13 protein-coding genes are annotated in these 16,301 nt (G+C 67.4%); 8 read left to right on the plus strand and 5 right to left on the minus strand.

The features are described from left to right. The 5 genes from HNW77_RS12430 to HNW77_RS12450 form a co-directional block, all read right to left on the minus strand. Positions 1-858, minus strand: an 858-nt coding sequence (locus HNW77_RS12430; RefSeq protein WP_241694451.1) for a hypothetical protein, incomplete at its 3' end; no start/stop codon positions are given. Beyond that, the gene (locus HNW77_RS12435; protein WP_276592103.1) at positions 858-2,594 is read right to left on the minus strand and encodes a proton-conducting transporter transmembrane domain-containing protein; all 1,737 of its coding nucleotides are present in this window, start codon (positions 2,592-2,594) and stop codon (positions 858-860) included. The genes HNW77_RS12430 and HNW77_RS12435, both read right to left, overlap by 1 nt. A 617-nt stretch (positions 2,595-3,211) precedes the next feature. Further along, complete coding sequence (locus HNW77_RS12440) at positions 3,212-4,063, minus strand: aldo/keto reductase (protein WP_172158018.1); 852 nt, start codon at positions 4,061-4,063, stop codon at positions 3,212-3,214. 50 nt (positions 4,064-4,113) lie between these two features. Then, positions 4,114-4,560 carry a DNA polymerase III subunit chi gene (locus HNW77_RS12445; protein WP_172158019.1) on the minus strand — a complete coding sequence of 149 codons (447 nt, stop codon included), beginning with the start codon at positions 4,558-4,560 and terminating at the stop codon, positions 4,114-4,116. A 42-nt stretch (positions 4,561-4,602) separates the two neighbouring features. Further along, positions 4,603-6,069 carry a leucyl aminopeptidase gene (locus HNW77_RS12450; protein ID WP_172158020.1) on the minus strand — a complete coding sequence of 489 codons (1,467 nt, stop codon included), beginning with the start codon at positions 6,067-6,069 and terminating at the stop codon, positions 4,603-4,605. Positions 6,070-6,224: 155 nt separating this feature from the next. Between HNW77_RS12450 and cysQ the strand changes: the two genes are divergently transcribed. The 8 genes from cysQ (at position 6,225) to HNW77_RS12490 (ending at position 16,300) form a co-directional block, all read left to right on the plus strand. Next, complete coding sequence (cysQ, locus tag HNW77_RS12455) at positions 6,225-7,010, plus strand: 3'(2'),5'-bisphosphate nucleotidase CysQ (protein WP_172158021.1); 786 nt, start codon at positions 6,225-6,227, stop codon at positions 7,008-7,010. Between the two features lie 10 nt (positions 7,011-7,020). Beyond that, the gene (locus tag HNW77_RS12460; RefSeq protein ID WP_172158022.1) at positions 7,021-7,998 is read left to right on the plus strand and encodes an L-threonylcarbamoyladenylate synthase; all 978 of its coding nucleotides are present in this window, start codon (positions 7,021-7,023) and stop codon (positions 7,996-7,998) included. Positions 7,999-8,036: 38 nt separating this feature from the next. Further along, positions 8,037-8,690, plus strand: a complete 654-nt coding sequence (locus tag HNW77_RS12465) for a hypothetical protein (protein ID WP_172158023.1) — start codon at positions 8,037-8,039, stop codon at positions 8,688-8,690. Beyond that, a complete protein-coding gene (locus tag HNW77_RS12470; protein ID WP_172158024.1) occupies positions 8,687-10,144 on the plus strand; it encodes an FAD-binding oxidoreductase in 1,458 nt (485 codons plus the stop codon). The genes HNW77_RS12465 and HNW77_RS12470 overlap by 4 nt, the downstream gene beginning before the upstream one ends. 100 nt (positions 10,145-10,244) lie before the next feature. Next, a complete protein-coding gene (gene lptF / locus HNW77_RS12475; protein ID WP_172158025.1) occupies positions 10,245-11,411 on the plus strand; it encodes an LPS export ABC transporter permease LptF in 1,167 nt (388 codons plus the stop codon). Continuing rightward, entirely contained in the window at positions 11,408-12,523 is a 1,116-nt protein-coding gene (gene lptG / locus HNW77_RS12480; protein WP_172158027.1) for an LPS export ABC transporter permease LptG, read from the plus strand. Before lptF ends, lptG begins: the two co-directional genes overlap by 4 nt. Further along, positions 12,523-14,898, plus strand: a complete 2,376-nt coding sequence (locus HNW77_RS12485) for an LPS-assembly protein LptD (RefSeq protein ID WP_172158028.1) — start codon at positions 12,523-12,525, stop codon at positions 14,896-14,898. Before lptG ends, HNW77_RS12485 begins: the two co-directional genes overlap by 1 nt. A gap of 25 nt (positions 14,899-14,923) precedes the next feature. Beyond that, positions 14,924-16,300, plus strand: coding sequence for a peptidylprolyl isomerase (locus tag HNW77_RS12490; protein WP_172158030.1), 1,377 nt, complete (start codon positions 14,924-14,926; stop codon positions 16,298-16,300). Position 16,301: the final 1 nt, after the last annotated feature.

Below are 16,301 nucleotides of genomic sequence, written 5' to 3' on the forward strand. Positions count from 1 at the left end.
CACCCGCAGCCCCGCAACACAGCCGCATGCCAGCAGCATGTGCGCAGCCCACACCCCCATCGCCCCCAGCAGCGACACGCCCCGCCACGAGCGGGCCATGAGGTCGGGCTCCACAATCGCTTCGGGCCAGACCAGATCACGCGCCAGCATCATCCACACCACCGCCAGCAGGTCACGCGCATACAGCGCCACCGCGCGGTCGGGGCCTGCCAGATCCTCCAGCATGGTGGCAAACAGGCGTAATGCCGCGCCATCGCTTTCCTCCACCCCCGCCAGCACCAGTGCCGCCGCCACCAGCGCCAGCGGCACGCGCACCACGTTCATATCCGCCACATGCGCCTGCCGTACCAGCCCCGCCAGCGTGCCATCGGGCAGGCACAGCCCCAGCACCACGCACACAAGCAGCAGCACGGGCTGGATCATGATGCCCATGCAGGCCGCCTTCAGCCCCGCATGGCCGGGCCGGGCCAGCCCGGCTGCAAGGGCCGTGACCACAAGGGCCAGAAACGCCATCTCCAGCAGCCCACCCACGATCAGCAGGTCCGACAGGTCGCTGCCGGGCAGGCCGATGCAGAATGATGGCACCAGCCCTGCCGCAGCCAGCCCTGCCGCAAGGCCCAGCCACGGGGTAACCGCCGTAACCTGCGCACCCGCCGCCGAGCGCACCCCCGCCTGCCGCCATGCATGGCGCAGCACGCGCCAGTGGGCCAGCGGGTCGGGCGGGCGGCGCTCGCCTTCCATGCAGGCCGCCATCCAGCGCAGCAGGGCAATCCAGACCGGCGCCATCAGCGCAACCAGCGCCATGTGCCAGCCCGCCAGCAACAGCGCCTGCATGTGTGCCGCAAGGAACGGCGCCATCACCCCTGCCCCCGCCATGCAATGAACATGAGCGCGAGAACGCAGGCCACCACCAGCGCCACCGGATCCGGCACCCGCCGCCCGCGCCATGTGCCAGCCACCCGGCCCGCACCGGCCCGCACGAGCCTGCGCAGCAGCACCGGGGAGCGGACAGACGCCCGCATGAAGCGCTGCCGCGCCGGTGCCGCCACGACCATATCGAGCAGCATGCGCGCGGGGTTGCCCGGCCCCACCTGCGTGAGCGGATCGCCAAACACCATCCATGGGGGCACTGCGGGCGCGCCCTGCTGCCACCCCGCCACCTGCCGCGCCGGAGCCCGGCAGGCCAGCCGCCGCGCTACCGCCACCATGCCCCCCACCAGCGCCACCAGCAGGCACAGGCGGGCGGGATGCAGTGCCGCCTCCCCATCGGGTGCGGTCAGGGTAACCGCTGCAAGACCGGACCACCCGCTTCGCGCTTCACCCTGCATCAACGCCAGCCACCAGCCGGGCCAGACGGAAACCAGCAGGATCGGCAGCCCCGCTCCCAGCACGGCCCATTGCGCGCGCACGGGCGGGTCAGCCGCCCCCGCGCCGCGCGGGGTGCGGGGCCTGCCGCACAGCATGACCGCCACAATGCGCACGAGGGCGAGCATGCGCACTGCCCAGCCCACGCCCAGCACGGCCAGCGCCAGCAGCAGCGGCACCTCGCCCGCCAGCCCGGCCGCATGCGGCATGGAGGCCAGCAGGCGCAGCAGCATCCAGATAATGGAAAAACCCAGGAGCGGCGGCAGCCCGCTTTCAGCCAGAAGGGCCAGGGCAAACAGGGCGGACAGGCGCGGCATGAGCACCCCAAGCCCGCCCAGCCGGGCCAGCACGAGCGCACCGGCCTCGCGCTCCATCACATCAAGCGCCCGGAGGGCCAGCACACCGGCAAACAGAAGGGCCGCCACCAGAAGGTAGGTGCGCTGAGCACAACTGGCCATGCCCGGCAGGTCATCGGCCCGTGCCAGCAGCCTGAGGCCCGCAAGCGTGATGATGATGCCCCCCGTGCCCCCCGCCAGCCCGGTCAGGACCCGGCGGGCATCAGGTGCCCGCAGCGCCCGCCACGAGGCGGTCATGTAGAACAGGCACCCCGCCACGATCAGCACGCCACCCCAGCGCATGCCGGCCACTGCCGTGCCCGCAGGCAGGCGCGCCCACAGGCTCATGGCAGCGAGCATCGCGGCGATATCGGCCATGTGGAAAGGCCGCAGCACACGCGGGGCCACCCGCAGGGAAAGCGAAAGCCCCAGCAGCCCGCCCGTGCCCACCGCGCACAGCCCCGGCAGCAGCCACCCCGCCTGCGCGGGAAAGACACAGCCCGCCGCCAGCAACAGCAGGGCAACCCGACCTGCCGCGTGACGTGGAGCATGACCGGCTGCCTGCAGCGCCCAGCCCGCCCCCACGCAGGCCATTACCGGCGCGCCCGCAACCGCCAGTGCTGCCGCGATGCAGGCCGCAAGATCGCGCAGGTTGCGAGCCCCTGCGCCCACAAGGCCGAGCGGCAGCAGCAGGGCCAGATCGGGCCGTGCGACAAAGACACCGGGCCATGCCACCACCCCGCCGGGCAGGGTGAAACCTGCCTGTGCCACGCCCTGCAGCAGGCTCACCGCCAGCCAGCAGGCCGCCAGCACGGGCCGCAGGCGCGCCCCCTGCCCTGGCATGCAGGCCAGCAGGGCCGTGAGCAGGGCTGCCACAAGCAGGGCCGCGAGCACGATGACAGGAATGATGACAGCCCTCCCGCATGCGCCCGGCCAGCCGGGCTTGTCAGATCATGGCATGCCGCACCGAGCGTGCCGCAGCGCCTTGGCTTCATCAATCCGCGCCCGATCCACCCACGTCAAGATGAGGCCGGTCATGCGCCGGGCCGAAGGCCGCGATGGGGGTCTGCGACCGCAGAAGAGCATACCGCAGAAGAGCATGATGGAGGATGGGCGACACGACACGCCCCGACAGCCCCGGATAGGGCGGTTAAAGGCCACAATCGGGGCACCGTAAAGCGCGCACGTAAAATATTGTCGAATATCAGAGTGTTTCCCCAAGGTATCGACAACATGATATCTGGTATGGCAACGCTAAAACCTGGCTCTTTTCGTTGCCTTCATGGCAGCGGCCGAGCGTGCATTACCCGCTTTTGTACAGGATATTCCGCCCATCCCGTTGCAGCAGACCATTCAGGTTGCGAAAACAGGCCCCGATATTGTCCTGCGGAGGCCCGATCAGTCAACCGATGACCCTGCTCGGTATTTCAAGCACGATGACGAGAGAAAATGGGTTCTTATGCCGCCTTTTTAAATAAAGGCGGCATTTTTCATCCAGACCCGCCGCACCGTCAGATCATGGCCAGCGGTTCCTTGCGGCGCGGCGGGGCGATGGCGGCATCGATCTCGGCAAGGTCATCACGCGTCAGCGTAATTTCGGTTGCGGCAAGGTTTTCGTGCTGGTGCTTCGGGCTGCCTGCCTTGGGTATGGCCAGCACGTTGTCCTGCCGCAGCACCCATGCCAGCGCGATCTGGGCGGGGCTGGCCGGGCCGAGTGATGTGGTGTGCCTTGCCGCCACCCGCGCGAGCACCGGCGCGCGCAGCAGGTCGCCGCCCTGCCCCAGTGGCGAATAGGCCATGGTCACGATGCCCGCTTCACGGTCGCGCGCCAGCAGGTCGAATTCCGCGCCACGGTAGTCGAGGCTGTACAGGACCTGGTTGGCCGCACACGGCGTGGTGGCGGTGATGCTTTCCACCTCCCGCATGCCGTCGGTATCGAAATTGGAGACCCCCCAGCTGCCGATCAGGTCCGCTGCCACCAGGTCATCAAAGCCTGCAATGGTCTCTTCCAGCGGCTCGCTGCCTTCCCAGTGCAGCAGGTAGAGGTCGAGATAGTCGGTGCCCAGCCGCTTGAGCGAGGCCTCGCACGCGCGGCGCACGCCCTTGCGCGAGGCGTTCGAGGGCAGCACCTTGCTGACCAGAAACACCGCATCACGCCGCCCGCGTATCGCCTCGCCCACCAGTTTTTCCGATCGACCGGAGCCATACATCTCGGCGGTGTCCACAACCCGGATACCGGCCTCAAGCCCGGCATGGATGCTTTTTATTTCATCCGCGCGGCGGCTGTCGCTGTCCCCCATGTTCCATGTGCCCATGCCAAGGGCCGGGACCGTGGTGCCGTTGGGGAAAGTGACCGTTTTCATACGCAACCTGCCTTTCGTCCATGCCGCGCGGGGCTGCCCCGCGCTGGTGCCTATTTGCGACGCGCCCAGCCTTTTGGCTGCTGTTGCCAGTAGCTCAGTTCATGCCCGGCCTCGCGCCACGCCACCCAGCGCGCGCGGGCGGCGGCCACGGCGGCCTCGTCATGGCCATCGAACAGGTCGAACACCCGCTCGAAAGGGGCAGGATCGGGCAGTTCCACGCCATCAAGCAGGAAGGCGAAGGTCGCGCCATTGGGCACGTCCTCGCCCTCCGTCAGCCAGATGGGCTGCCATGGCCCATGCCCCATGGCTTTCGTGCCATGGGGCAGCCAGAGCGGATTGGCGGAGCGCCACAGCCCGTCATCGAGTTCGGCCACCCGCTCGGCCGTGCCGCAGCGAATGACCGCGCGCCTGCCCGCCGCAAGCGTGCGACCAAGCAGCGCGGGCAGTACTTCCACCGCCTTGGAACGCGTCAGGTGATAGAAGCCGATCTGCGCCATGGAGTTCCCTGTTTTGCCCTGTCCTGCCACGCGGGGCAGGCATTACCCCTCGTAATGCGTGCTGACCAGGCGGTCGAGCAGGCGCACGCCAAAGCCGGTCGCACCTTTAGGCGCGTGCGAGGTGGCGCGCGACGAGAACACCGTGCCCGCGATGTCGAGATGCGCCCATGGCACGTCATTGACAAAGCATTCAAGGAACTTGGCCGCCGTGATCGACCCGCCCGGGCGGCCGCCGATGTTCTTGAGGTCGGCAATGTCCGAGCGCAGCAGTTCGAGGTAGGCGGCATCCAGCGGCATGCGCCACAGTTTCTCGCCCGTGGCCTCGCCGGTGCCGGACAGGTGGCCCGCCAGTTCATCATTGTTCGAGAACAGGCCCGCGCGTTCCACGCCAAGGCTGACCACGATCGCGCCGGTGAGGGTGGCGAGGTTGACCATGAAGCGCGGCTTGAAGCGGTCCTGCGTGTACCACAGCACATCAGCCAGCACGAGGCGGCCTTCGGCATCGGTATTGAGCACTTCCACCGTCTGGCCCGCAGCCGTGCGCACCACGTCACCGGGGCGCTGGGCGTTGCCGGACAGCATGTTCTCGACCAGGCCCACCACGCCCACGGCGTTGACCTTCGCCTTGCGCCCGGCCAGGGCCGCCATGGTGCCAACCACGGCGGCGGCACCGCCCATGTCGGTCTTCATCTCGTCCATGCCAGCGGCGGGCTTGATCGAGATGCCGCCGGAATCAAACGTCACACCCTTGCCCACGAAGGCGACCGGGGCCTCACCCTGCGTGCCGCCATTCCAGCGCATGATGACCGTGCGCGGCGGCGCGTCGCTGCCCTGGGCCACGCCAAGCAGCGCGCCAAAGCCCAGCTTGTGCATGGCGTCACGGTCGAGCACTTCCACTTCCACGCCAAGGTCGCGCAGGGCGAGGATGCGCTGCTCGAATTCGGGCGGGCGCAGCATGTTGGCGGGCTCGGATACGAGGTCACGGCACAGGAACACGCCACGCGCCACCGCCAGCAGCGGCTGCCACGCCGCCTGCGCTGCCGCCGGGTCAGCCGTGAGCACGCTCACCGTGGCCAGCTTGCCCGCCTCACCCTTGCGCGGGGTGGTGCGATACGAATCGAAGCGGTAGCTGCCCAGCACGGCACCAAGCGCTGCATGGGCGGCAAACCCGGGGGAAAGGCTGTCAGCCACGATCGTGCCCTGCGTGCCGCCCTGCGCCAAGGCGCGGGCGGCGGCAACGCCCGCCCGTTCGGCCTGTGTCGCGCACAGCTCGTCCATCACGCCAAGCCCGACAAGGATCACGCGGTCATAGCCTGCGCCGGGCGCCAGCACCACGCAGGTCTTGGCCAGCTCAAAGCCGAAGCGGGCGGCCCTGGCGGCACGCGCCAGCGCCCCGCCGGTAGCGGCATCGACCTGGGCGAACACGCCAGCAGGGGCATCGGGGGAAGCGAGGATGGCGATCGTGCCGCCGGCAGGCGCCGTGGCATCGGAAAAGGCGATATCGAGCATGGGGGTCACGGGGCTCCGCTTTGATCAAAGGTGTGGATGAACGGCGTGAAACCCTGCCCCGCCCCATGCGGGAAAGGGCCGGTTTTTCGCCGCCGGGCACCATCAGGGCCGATAAAGGCATGACGGCACGGCACGAGTAAGCTAATGCGAACAGCATGAATACGCCATCCATGCCAGCTTATGAGGACAGATTCCTTCTGGATCTGGCCCTGCGCCTTGCCGATGAAGCCGCCGAGCTGATCCGCGCCATCCGCGCGCGCGGCTTCGCCACCACGGTCAAGACCGACAGTTCCCCCGTAACCGAGGCCGACCACGCGGCGGAGGCGCATATCCTCAAGGGCCTGCGCGCCCATGCGCCCGCCATCCCCGTCGTGGCGGAGGAGGAAATGGCCGCGGGCATCCGCATCGATCCCGGCAGCGAGTTCTGGCTGGTCGACCCGCTTGATGGCACGCGCGAATTTGCTGCGGGCCGCGATGATTTTACCGTCAATATCGGCCTGGTGCGCAACAACCGGCCCGTGCTCGGGGCCGTGGCCCTGCCCGCCTACCACCAGCTTTACGGCGCGGGCGCCGGGCGCGGGGCCTTCCGAATTGATGAAAAGGGCGAGCAGGCGATCCATGTCCGCCGCCCCCCGGCACAGGGGCTGACCGTGCTGGCCTCGCGCCATTATGCCGATGACCCGCGGCTGAAGGAATTCCTGGGCGGCCACCCCGTCGCCCATCTGGGCAATATCGGCTCGGCGGCCAAGTTCATCCGCGTGGCGGAAGGGCTGGCCGATCTCTACCCCCGCCTCGGCACCACCATGGAGTGGGACACCGCCGCCCCGCAGGCCGTGGTCGAGGCCGCCGGTGGCGCCATCCTCACCCCCGATGGCAAGCCACTGGCCTATGGCAAGCCGGAGTGGCGCAACCCGCACTTCGTGTGCCGTGGGGCGCGGTAGGCAAGAGCGCATGCAGACCCGCCTGCTCCCAGACACCCCCGCCGGGATCGAGACCGCACGTGCCATCCTGCGCGCGGGCGGGCTTGTGGCCTTCGGCACCGAGACGGTTTACGGCCTTGGCGCGGATGCGGCCAATGACCGGGCGGTGGCCGCCATCTATGCCGCCAAGGGCAGGCCGGGGCGCAACCCGCTCATCAGCCACTTCTCCACCACTGAGGCCGCCTTCGCACAGGTCGCGGCAACGGAGCTGGCCCGCATGCTGGCCGCGCGGTTCTGGCCCGGCCCGCTGACCATGGTGCTGCCCCAGGCCCCCGGCTGCGTTATCTCGCCCATCGCCACGGCAGGGCTCGGCACCGCCGCCGTGCGGGTGCCGGCAGGGGCCACCACGCTGGCGCTGCTGAAAGCGTGCGGCTTTCCCGTCGTAGCACCCTCGGCCAATCCCTCGGGCAGGGTCAGCCCTTCTGATGCGCAGCATGTCATGGCGGGGCTTGGGGGCCGGATTGACGCGGTGCTCGATTGCGGCCCCTGCCGCGTGGGGGTGGAGAGCACGATCATCGACCTCTCAGGCCCCGTGCCGGTGCTGCTGCGCCCCGGCGGCATCACGCTTGAAGCGCTGGAGGAAGCCTGCGGCATGCCCGTAGCCCTGCCCGTAGCCGCGAGCAATGATGCCCGCCCTTCCGCCCCCGGCCAGCTTTCATCGCATTACGCGCCCGGCCTGCCCGTGCGGCTTGACGCCACCAGCGTGCGCGCGGATGAAGCCCTGCTGGCCTTTGGCGCGCCGCTGCCAGGCAGCCCGGTGGTGTGGAACCTGAGCGAAGGCGGTGATTTGCACGAAGCGGCAGCCCGCCTCTTCGCGGGGCTGCGGTTTCTTGATATGGAGGGGCAGCGCCGGGGGCTGGTCGGGATTGCCGTGCAGCCCGTGCCCCGGCATGCGCTGGGGCGGGCCATCCGCGACCGGCTGACCCGTGCGGCCTGTCCGCGTCCGTAATGACTTCAACCGCATGATCCGACCCCGGTGCAGCTGACATGAGCGATACACAGACAATCGACCCCAGGGAACTGAGAATCCTTTCGGATATTCTTGCCCTTGTGCTGGATGAGAACGCTGGCCAGTCGGAAACGGCGCTTGCCGCCATCCGCGCGCGCGCGCTCAAGAACCAGGTCACGGGCGGCGCGCTCAAGAACCTGTTCACCGCCATTGCCCCCAATCCGCCGCCCAAGGCCGCCCCCAAGCCCCGCGCGCCACGCGCCACCAAGGCGAGTGCTGCCGCCAAGAAAGAAATCGAGGAGTCGCACGCCCGCATTGCCGAGATGGCGGCAAGCATCCGCACGCTCGATGCGACGCTGCGCGACACGCGTGTCGAACTGCGCTCGGCCCTGGCCCGCAACGATGCGCTGACCGCCGAACTGCGCCAGACCCAGCAGGCCCGCGCCGAGACACAGGCCGCGCTGTCGGTCGCGCATAACAGCAGCCGCCCGGCCACGCGCCGCTCATCGGGCCTGATCGTGGCCGCCGCCGTGGGCGCGCTGACCGGCTTCGCCCTGACCGAGGCCTTTCACCTGCTGGCCCAGCCCAGCCCGGCGCAGGCCAGCGCCACCTACCCGCCCGTGCGCCACCATGGGCAGGCATGGCTCATGCCCTCTTCCTTCCCCTCCCATACAGGACACATGCTGTCATGACCGTATCCCCCTCACCCGCGCCCGCGCGCCCTGACCTGATCGCGCGCTTTACCGATCTGCTCGGCCCGGTTGGCGTGCTGGTGGATGCGACGGACACCGCCAGTTTCTGCACCGACTGGCGCGATCTCTACCATGGCCGCGCGCTGGCCGTGCTGCGCCCCGCCAATACCGCGGAACTCGCCGCCATCGTGCGCCTGTGCAACGAGCAGGGCGTGCCCATGGTGCCCCAGGGCGGCAATACCAGCATGGTGGGCGGCGCCACACCTGATGACACCGGGCGCGAGGTGGTGATCTGCCTCTCGCGCATGAACCGCGTGCGCGCCATCGATCCCGCCGACCTGACCATGGAGGTCGAGGCGGGTGTTACGCTGAAGGCAGCACAGGACGCAGCCCGTGAGGCGGGTTTCATGCTGCCGCTTTCCATCTCATCGGAAGGCTCGGCGCAGATGGGCGGCGTGCTGGCCACCAATGCGGGCGGCAACAACACGCTGCGCTATGGCAATGCGCGCGAACTCACGCTCGGCGTCGAGGCGGTCATGCCCGATGGCAGCGTGTTCCATGGCCTGCGCCGCCTGCGCAAGGACAATACCGGTTACGCGCTGCGCCAGCTGCTCATCGGCTCGGAAGGCACGCTGGGCATCATCACCACCGCCATCATCCAGCTCCACCCCCAGCCCCGCGCCATCGAGGCCGCCCTGTGCGCGGTGGAGGATGCCGATGCGGCGCTGAAGCTGCTCGGCCTGCTGCGCGCGCGCGACCCGGCCCTGGTGCAGGCGTTCGAGTTCATGTCCGGCACGGGCATGGACCTCGTGACCAGCCTGATCGCGGGCACGGCCCTGCCGCTGGGCGAGCGCGCGCCCGCCTATGTGCTGGTCGAGCTCGCCACCCCCCGCCCCGATGCCGACCTGCGCGAATACACCGAGGAAGTGCTGGGCGACGCCCTTGAGGAAGGCATCATCACCGATGCCGTGATTGCCGAGAGCGAAGGCCAGCGCGCGGGGCTGTGGAAGCTGCGCGAGGAACACGCCGAAGCCCAGCGCCGCGCGGGGGCCAGCGTGAAGAACGACGTGTCCGTGCCGGTCACGCATGTGCCGGAACTGATCCGCCGCGCCACAGCGGCGTGTACAGCGCTGATACCGGGCATCCGCCCCGCGCCCTTTGGCCACATGGGCGATGGCAACATCCACTTCAACCTTGTCCAGCCCGAGGGCATGGACCCTGCCGCCTTCCTCGCGCGCAGCCATGACATCATGGATACGGTGGCCGATATCGTGAAGGATCTCGATGGCTCGTTCTCGGCCGAGCACGGGGTGGGCCAGCTCAAGCCCTACATGATGCCCGCATGGCGTGGTGGCGCGGAACTTGCGGCCATGCGCCACATCAAGGCCGCCCTCGACCCCAAAAACCTGATGAACCCCGGCAAGGTCCTGCCGCCGCCCCAGCCGGGCGCATGAACCCACGCCCCGCCGTGCCGCGCGTAACAGACTGTTCCACCCCCCCCTCCGGGCGGGGTTCACCCCTTTTGCCCCGGCGGGAACAGGGGTAGACAGGGGCATGCCTGCCCTCCGCCCTGGTCCCGACCGCCTTGCGCCGCGCCTGTCGATTCTGGATCGCTACATGCTGCGCCAGCTCCTGCTGGCGCTGGCAGCGAGTACGGGCGCGCTGGCCACGCTGATCTGGCTGACCCAGTCGCTGCATTTCGTCTCGCTTGTGGTGGGGCGCGGGCTGTCGCTGCGCGTGTTCCTGGAACTGACCAGCCTGCTCATCCCCTCCTTCGTGGCGGTAATCCTGCCCATCACCACCTTTGTCGTGGTGCAGTTCATCTACCAGCGCTTCGGCACCGACCGCGAACTGACCGTGATGCAGGCGGCAGGGCTCTCACCTTTCATGATGGCGCGGCCGGGGCTGATGTGCGCGGCCATTGCCACGGGGGCGTGCCTGCTGCTCAACGTGTGGGTGGTGCCGGTGTCCTACCATGCCTTCCGGCAGTATGAATTCCAGATCCGCAACCGCATGGCCGCCTTCCTGATCCAGGATGGCGTGTTCACCCAGGTGTCGGACAGCATGACGGTCTATATCCGCACGCGCGACAAGGACGGCACGCTGCATGGCATCATGGTGGAAGACGACCGCACGCCGGGTGCCGAGGCCACCATCCTGGCCGAGGAAGGCAACCTCGTGATCGTGGGCGACCAGCCGCGCGTGGTGCTGTTCAACGGCTCAAGGCAGGAAATCGACACCCATACCGGCCGGCTGAACGTGCTGACATTCGCGCGCAACACCATCGACCTGTCCAGCCCGCACGGCAACCACACCCGCCAGCCCGACGCCAACGAACTGCCGATCGCCCAGTTGCTGCACCCGGACATGCACGTCTATTCCCGCCGCGATGAAAGCAAGATGGTCATCGAGGCCTGGCGCAGGCTGAGCACGCCGTTCTGCGCCTTCTCGTTCGCCATGATCGGGCTGCTTGGCGCGATGGGGGGCAATTATTCACGCCAGTCCAGCATCATCCGCCCGGTGCTGGCCATACTGGGCGTGGTGGCCGTGCAGGCGCTCACGCTGGCGGTGCAGAACCTTGCCTCGCGCAACCTGCAGCTCATGCCGCTGATGTGGATCTGCACCCTGACCCCCGGCCTGATCTGCGCCGTGATCCTGTTCTGGCCCGAATTCCGCGCGGACCGTGAAACACCCGCTCCGGCAGGCAGCCCGCGCCCATGAACCTGGCCTTTACGCTCTCGCTCTACATCGCGCGGCAGTTCACCTATGCCACGCTGGCCGTGATCGCGTTCCTGACCGGGCTGATCACGATGTTCGATTTCATCGACCTGCTGCGCCGGGTCTCGACACGCCCCAACGTGCCGACATCGCTGGTGAGCGAGATCGCGTTCCTGCACATTCCCTTCGCCTGCCTCGAGATCCTGCCCTTTGGCGTGCTGCTGGGCGGCATCATCTGCTTCTGGCGGCTGGCGCGCACGTCGGAGCTGGTGGTGGCGCGGGCGGCGGGCATCTCGGCATGGCAGTTCCTGGCAGGCCCGGTCATCTGCGCCGTGCTGATCGGCACGGTGGCCACCACCGCCGTCTCGCCGCTTTCCTCCGTCATGTATCGCCGCGCCGAGGTGCTCGACCGGCAGTACCTGCGCGACAATAACGGCAAGTCGCTCAACATGACCGGCGGCACGCTGTGGCTGCGCCAGAGCGATAACGGGCTGGTCAGCCACGGCACGGCCATCATCCATGCCCGCCGGGTCAGGCTCAGTGGGGGCATGCTGCATGTGGGGGGGATCACCGTCTTCCGCATGGGGCCTGATGATGACCTGATCACCCGCATCGAGGCCGAGAACGGCTACCTGGGCAAGGGGCGGTGGGTCCTGACCACGGCCCGCCTGCTACGCCCCGACGAGATGCCCGAGGCGATGGGCGAGATCACGCTGCCCGCCGACCTGACCCTGGCCGGGGTGGAGGAAAGCTTTGCCTCGCCCGATACGCTGTCGGTCTGGGCGCTGCCGGGCTTCATCCGCCAGCTCAGGCGCTCGGGCTTTTCCACCATCCGCCACCGGCTGCATTTCCAGACCCTGCTCACGCTGCCGGTGCTGTCGGGCACCATGGCGCTGGTGGCCGCCGGTTTTTCCATGCGGCCCGCGCGCCGCGGCGGGGTGGTGCGCATGATCAGCTTTGGCGTGGCGGCCGGTTTTGCGCTGTTCGCCATCTCCAAGATCGCGGCGCAGTTTGGTGAAACGGGCACCCTGCCGCCCCTTCTGGCCGCATGGGCGCCCACCGTGGCCGGGCTTTGTCTTGCAGTCACGCTACTTCTTCATCTAGAGGACGGTTAATGTCCCGCCCCGCCCCTTCCCTGCGCGCGCCGTCACCACGGCCCCCCGCCGCCATGCGGCGGTTCTCGCGCGGGCTGCTGCTTGCGGCCACGGCACTGGGCGGCCTCATGTTCGGGGTGGAGGCGCGGGCGGAGGGGCCGGTGCGCGCCATGCCCATCCATGCCCCCAAGAGCCAGCCCGAAGCCCCGGCCTCGTTTACCGGCACGGTATCGAATACCGACCCGATGACCTTCCAGGCCGACCATGTGGCCTATGACAGCAAGAACGGCATCGCCACATGGACCGGCAACGTGCAGTTGTGGCAGAATGACCAGATCATGCGCGCCGACAAGGTCGTCTATGACCGCAATACCGGCATTGCCGCGGCACACGGCAACGTGGCCCTTGTCGAACCGGACGGCACGGTGCTGTTTACCGAATATGCCGAACTGAGCAACGGCATGCGCGATGGCATCATGACGCGCATGTATGCCCAGATGTATGGCAATGCCCGCCTTGCCGCCAACGGGCTGCGCCGCACCAACAGCAAGGTCAATGACCTCACGCGCGTGGTCTATACCGCGTGCGAAATCTGTGCGCGCCACCCCGAGCGCGCGCCGTTCTGGCAGTTCCGCTCCTTTGACGCCACGCATGACCTGCAGCACAAGCGGCTGGAATTCCGTGATGTGTTCTTCGATTTCTTTGGCGTGCCGGTTTTCTACCTGCCCGCCTTCTCCATGACCGACCCGTCCGTGCGGCGGCAGAGCGGGTTCCTTACCCCCGGCTTCACCCCGCATGACCGCTACCTGGGCACCTATGTCACCATCCCGTATTACTGGGTGATCGACCGCTTCTCGGATCTGACGGCAACCGGCCTGTTCGCCACGCGCACCGGGCCGGAACTCATGACGAGCTTCCGCCGGTATTTCAGCAACGCGCGCCTCTTCGTCAATGGCAACATCGCCTATGACACCCACCATGACAGCACCTACGTCAACACGTTTGGCGATACGGTGGACAGTTCGAACAACCATGGCGTGCAGGGCTACATCTCGGCCAATGGGGTCGTGAACATCAACAAGACCTGGCGCGCGGGCGGCAATATCCAGTGGGCCAGTTCGCCCAACTACATGCGCGACTACCGCGTCAGCGGCTATGGGCAGGACACGCTCAATTCCAACCTCTACCTTGAAGGCTTCGGCACCGGCTCGTATTCGCGCATCGATGCCGAGGGCTATCAGGGCATGAACCAGGGCATCATCAACAACAAGGACCTGCCCTGGGTCCTGCCGCGCTACACCTACAGCTATTTTGGCCAGCCCGATGCGCTGGGCGGGCGCTTTGCGCTTGATACGACCGATTTCTATGTCTACCGCCAGAACGGCACATCCGACCAGCGCGGCCAGCTCTCGCTCAACTGGGACCGCCCCTTCCACAATTCGCTGGGGCAGATCTGGAACCTGACGCTGCATGTCGAATCCGCCGTCCATCGCGCGACCGACCTCAACGCCCAGCCCAATTTCGGCCGCACCGCGCGCGCGCAGGTGGAAGGGCAGGTGGAACCCACCGTGGCGCTGAAAATGAACTGGCCCTTCCTGCGCAGCTTCAACCACAATACCGGCACCCAGATCCTCGAGCCGATCGTGCAGTTCATCGCCGCCCCCAACACCGGCAACAGCACCTCGCGCAATATCCCCAACGAGGACAGCCTGACCTACGAGTTCACCGATTCCACGCTGTTCGCCATCAACCGCTACGCGGGCACGGACCGGCTTGATGGCGGCCTGCGCGCCAATGTGGGGCTGCATAATAACTGGACCTGGAACGGCCACCAGATCGACGTGCTGGTCGGCGAGAGCTTCCAGGAGCATATCGACCACAACCGCATCCCCTATTCGGGGCTGAACCATCACCTGTCGGATGTGGTGATGGGCACGCGCATGGTGCCCAACCAGTATTTCGATTTTGACGGCAAGATGCGGCTCGACCCCTATGCGGGCAAGGTGGACTTTGCCGATGCGCTGGGCAGTGCGGGTTTCCGCCATTTCCGCGTAACGGGCGGCTACCTGTTCGAGCCGGTGACGCCGTATTACTATTACGCCCAGCGCTCCTACGCCACGGCGCCGCCGGCCATTTACTACAAGCCGGTCAGTGAACTCACGGTGGGTGCCGCCTCCAACTGGGATAACTGGCACATTGCCGCCTATCTGCGCCGCAGCCTCTCACGCAAGGAAAGCGTGGCGGTGGGTGGCGATGCGGGCTACCAGAATGACTGCTTCGGGCTCGATGTCATGTATCTCAAGCAGTACACCACGATTGGTGGCCAACAGAGCAATTCGACCGTAATGTTCTCCCTTACGTTCAAAACCATCGGCACGTTTGGTATAAATGGCTGACCTGATGCGCGAAAGACCGAGCCGGATGTCCCACTTCCCTGCCACCCATGGCACAGCCTTCCCCCCCGCACCTGGCCGTAGCAGGCGGCGGCGCATGCTGGCCGCGGCCCTGCTGGCCTGCCTGGCGCTGACGGGGCACCAGCAGGCGGCCTGCGCCCGCAGCGCCCACGCCATTGCCCAGCAGGCCCAGGCGGCGGAAGACCAGGACTCCATTGTCGCCACCGTCAATGGCGCGGTGCTGACCAAGCGCGATATCGACACGCGCGGGCGGCTGTTTGCGCTCTCGTCGGGGCTGGATGTGAGCGACGACGTGATGCAGCGCCTGCGCCCGCAGATCGTGCGCCAGTTGATCGATGAAAAACTGCGCATGCAGGAAATGCTCGATCGCCACATCAACGTGCCCATCCAGCAGATCGCGGCCGCCATTGCCGGCATCGAGCAGCGCAACGGCATGCCCGAGAACGCGCTGCGCAACAAGCTGGCGGAAGATGGCGTGTCGCTGACCACGCTGATCGACCAGATCCGCGTGCAGCTTGGCTGGTCGCAGGTGCTGCGGCAGGAAACGGCGGAGCACGGGCGCATCACCGCAGCCGAGATCGAGCAGCGCATGGCAGCCCTCAAGCGCGAGGATGGCAAGCCGGAATACATGATCAGCGAGATCTTCATCCCCGTCGAGGATCAGCGCCACCCCGAAGGCGAGCTGAAATTTACCGAAACCATCATTCAGGAACTGCGCGAGGGCGCGCCTTTCCCCATTGTCGCGGCCCAGTTCTCGCAGGGGCAGAGCGCGCTTGACGGCGGGATGATGGGCTGGACGCAGGAAGACGGGCTTGACCCGCAGGTGGTGTCCGTCGCGCGCCAGATGCCCGATGGCGCCATTTCCAACCCCATCCGGGTGGCGGGCGGGTACGTGATCGCCACCATTGCCGAGCGCCGCACGGTGGGCCACCAGATGGTGAGCGTGCTCTCCATAAGGCAGGCCTTCTTCCCCTTCGACGCGCCGCTCGACCCCGAGAACCCGACGGACCAGCAGAAGCAGACGCTTGATGCCGCCAATGCCTTTTCCGCCAGTGCCAAAAGCTGCGACCAGGTGGAAGCGCAGAACAAGAAAAACGGTGAAAAGCATCCGTCTGACCCCGGCGACCTGCTGCTGAACCACCTCAACCCGCAGATGCGCGAAGTGCTTGAGCCACTGCCGCCCGGCAAGCCGAGCCATCCGCTGGTTTCGGTTGACGGAATTCTGGTGCTGATGGTCTGCTCGCGTGAAGAGCGCAACATCGCCATCCAGACCCCCAGCCAGATTGCCGATCACCTGCTGAGCGAGCGCGTGGAGCAGACTTCGCGCCAGCTCAACCGCGACCTGCAGCGCCGCGCGATCATCGACATGCGCTCCAAGACCTGAT

Source organism: Komagataeibacter melomenusus, assembly GCF_013155395.1.
In the GTDB taxonomy this organism is placed as follows: Bacteria; Pseudomonadota; Alphaproteobacteria; order Acetobacterales; family Acetobacteraceae; genus Komagataeibacter; species Komagataeibacter melomenusus.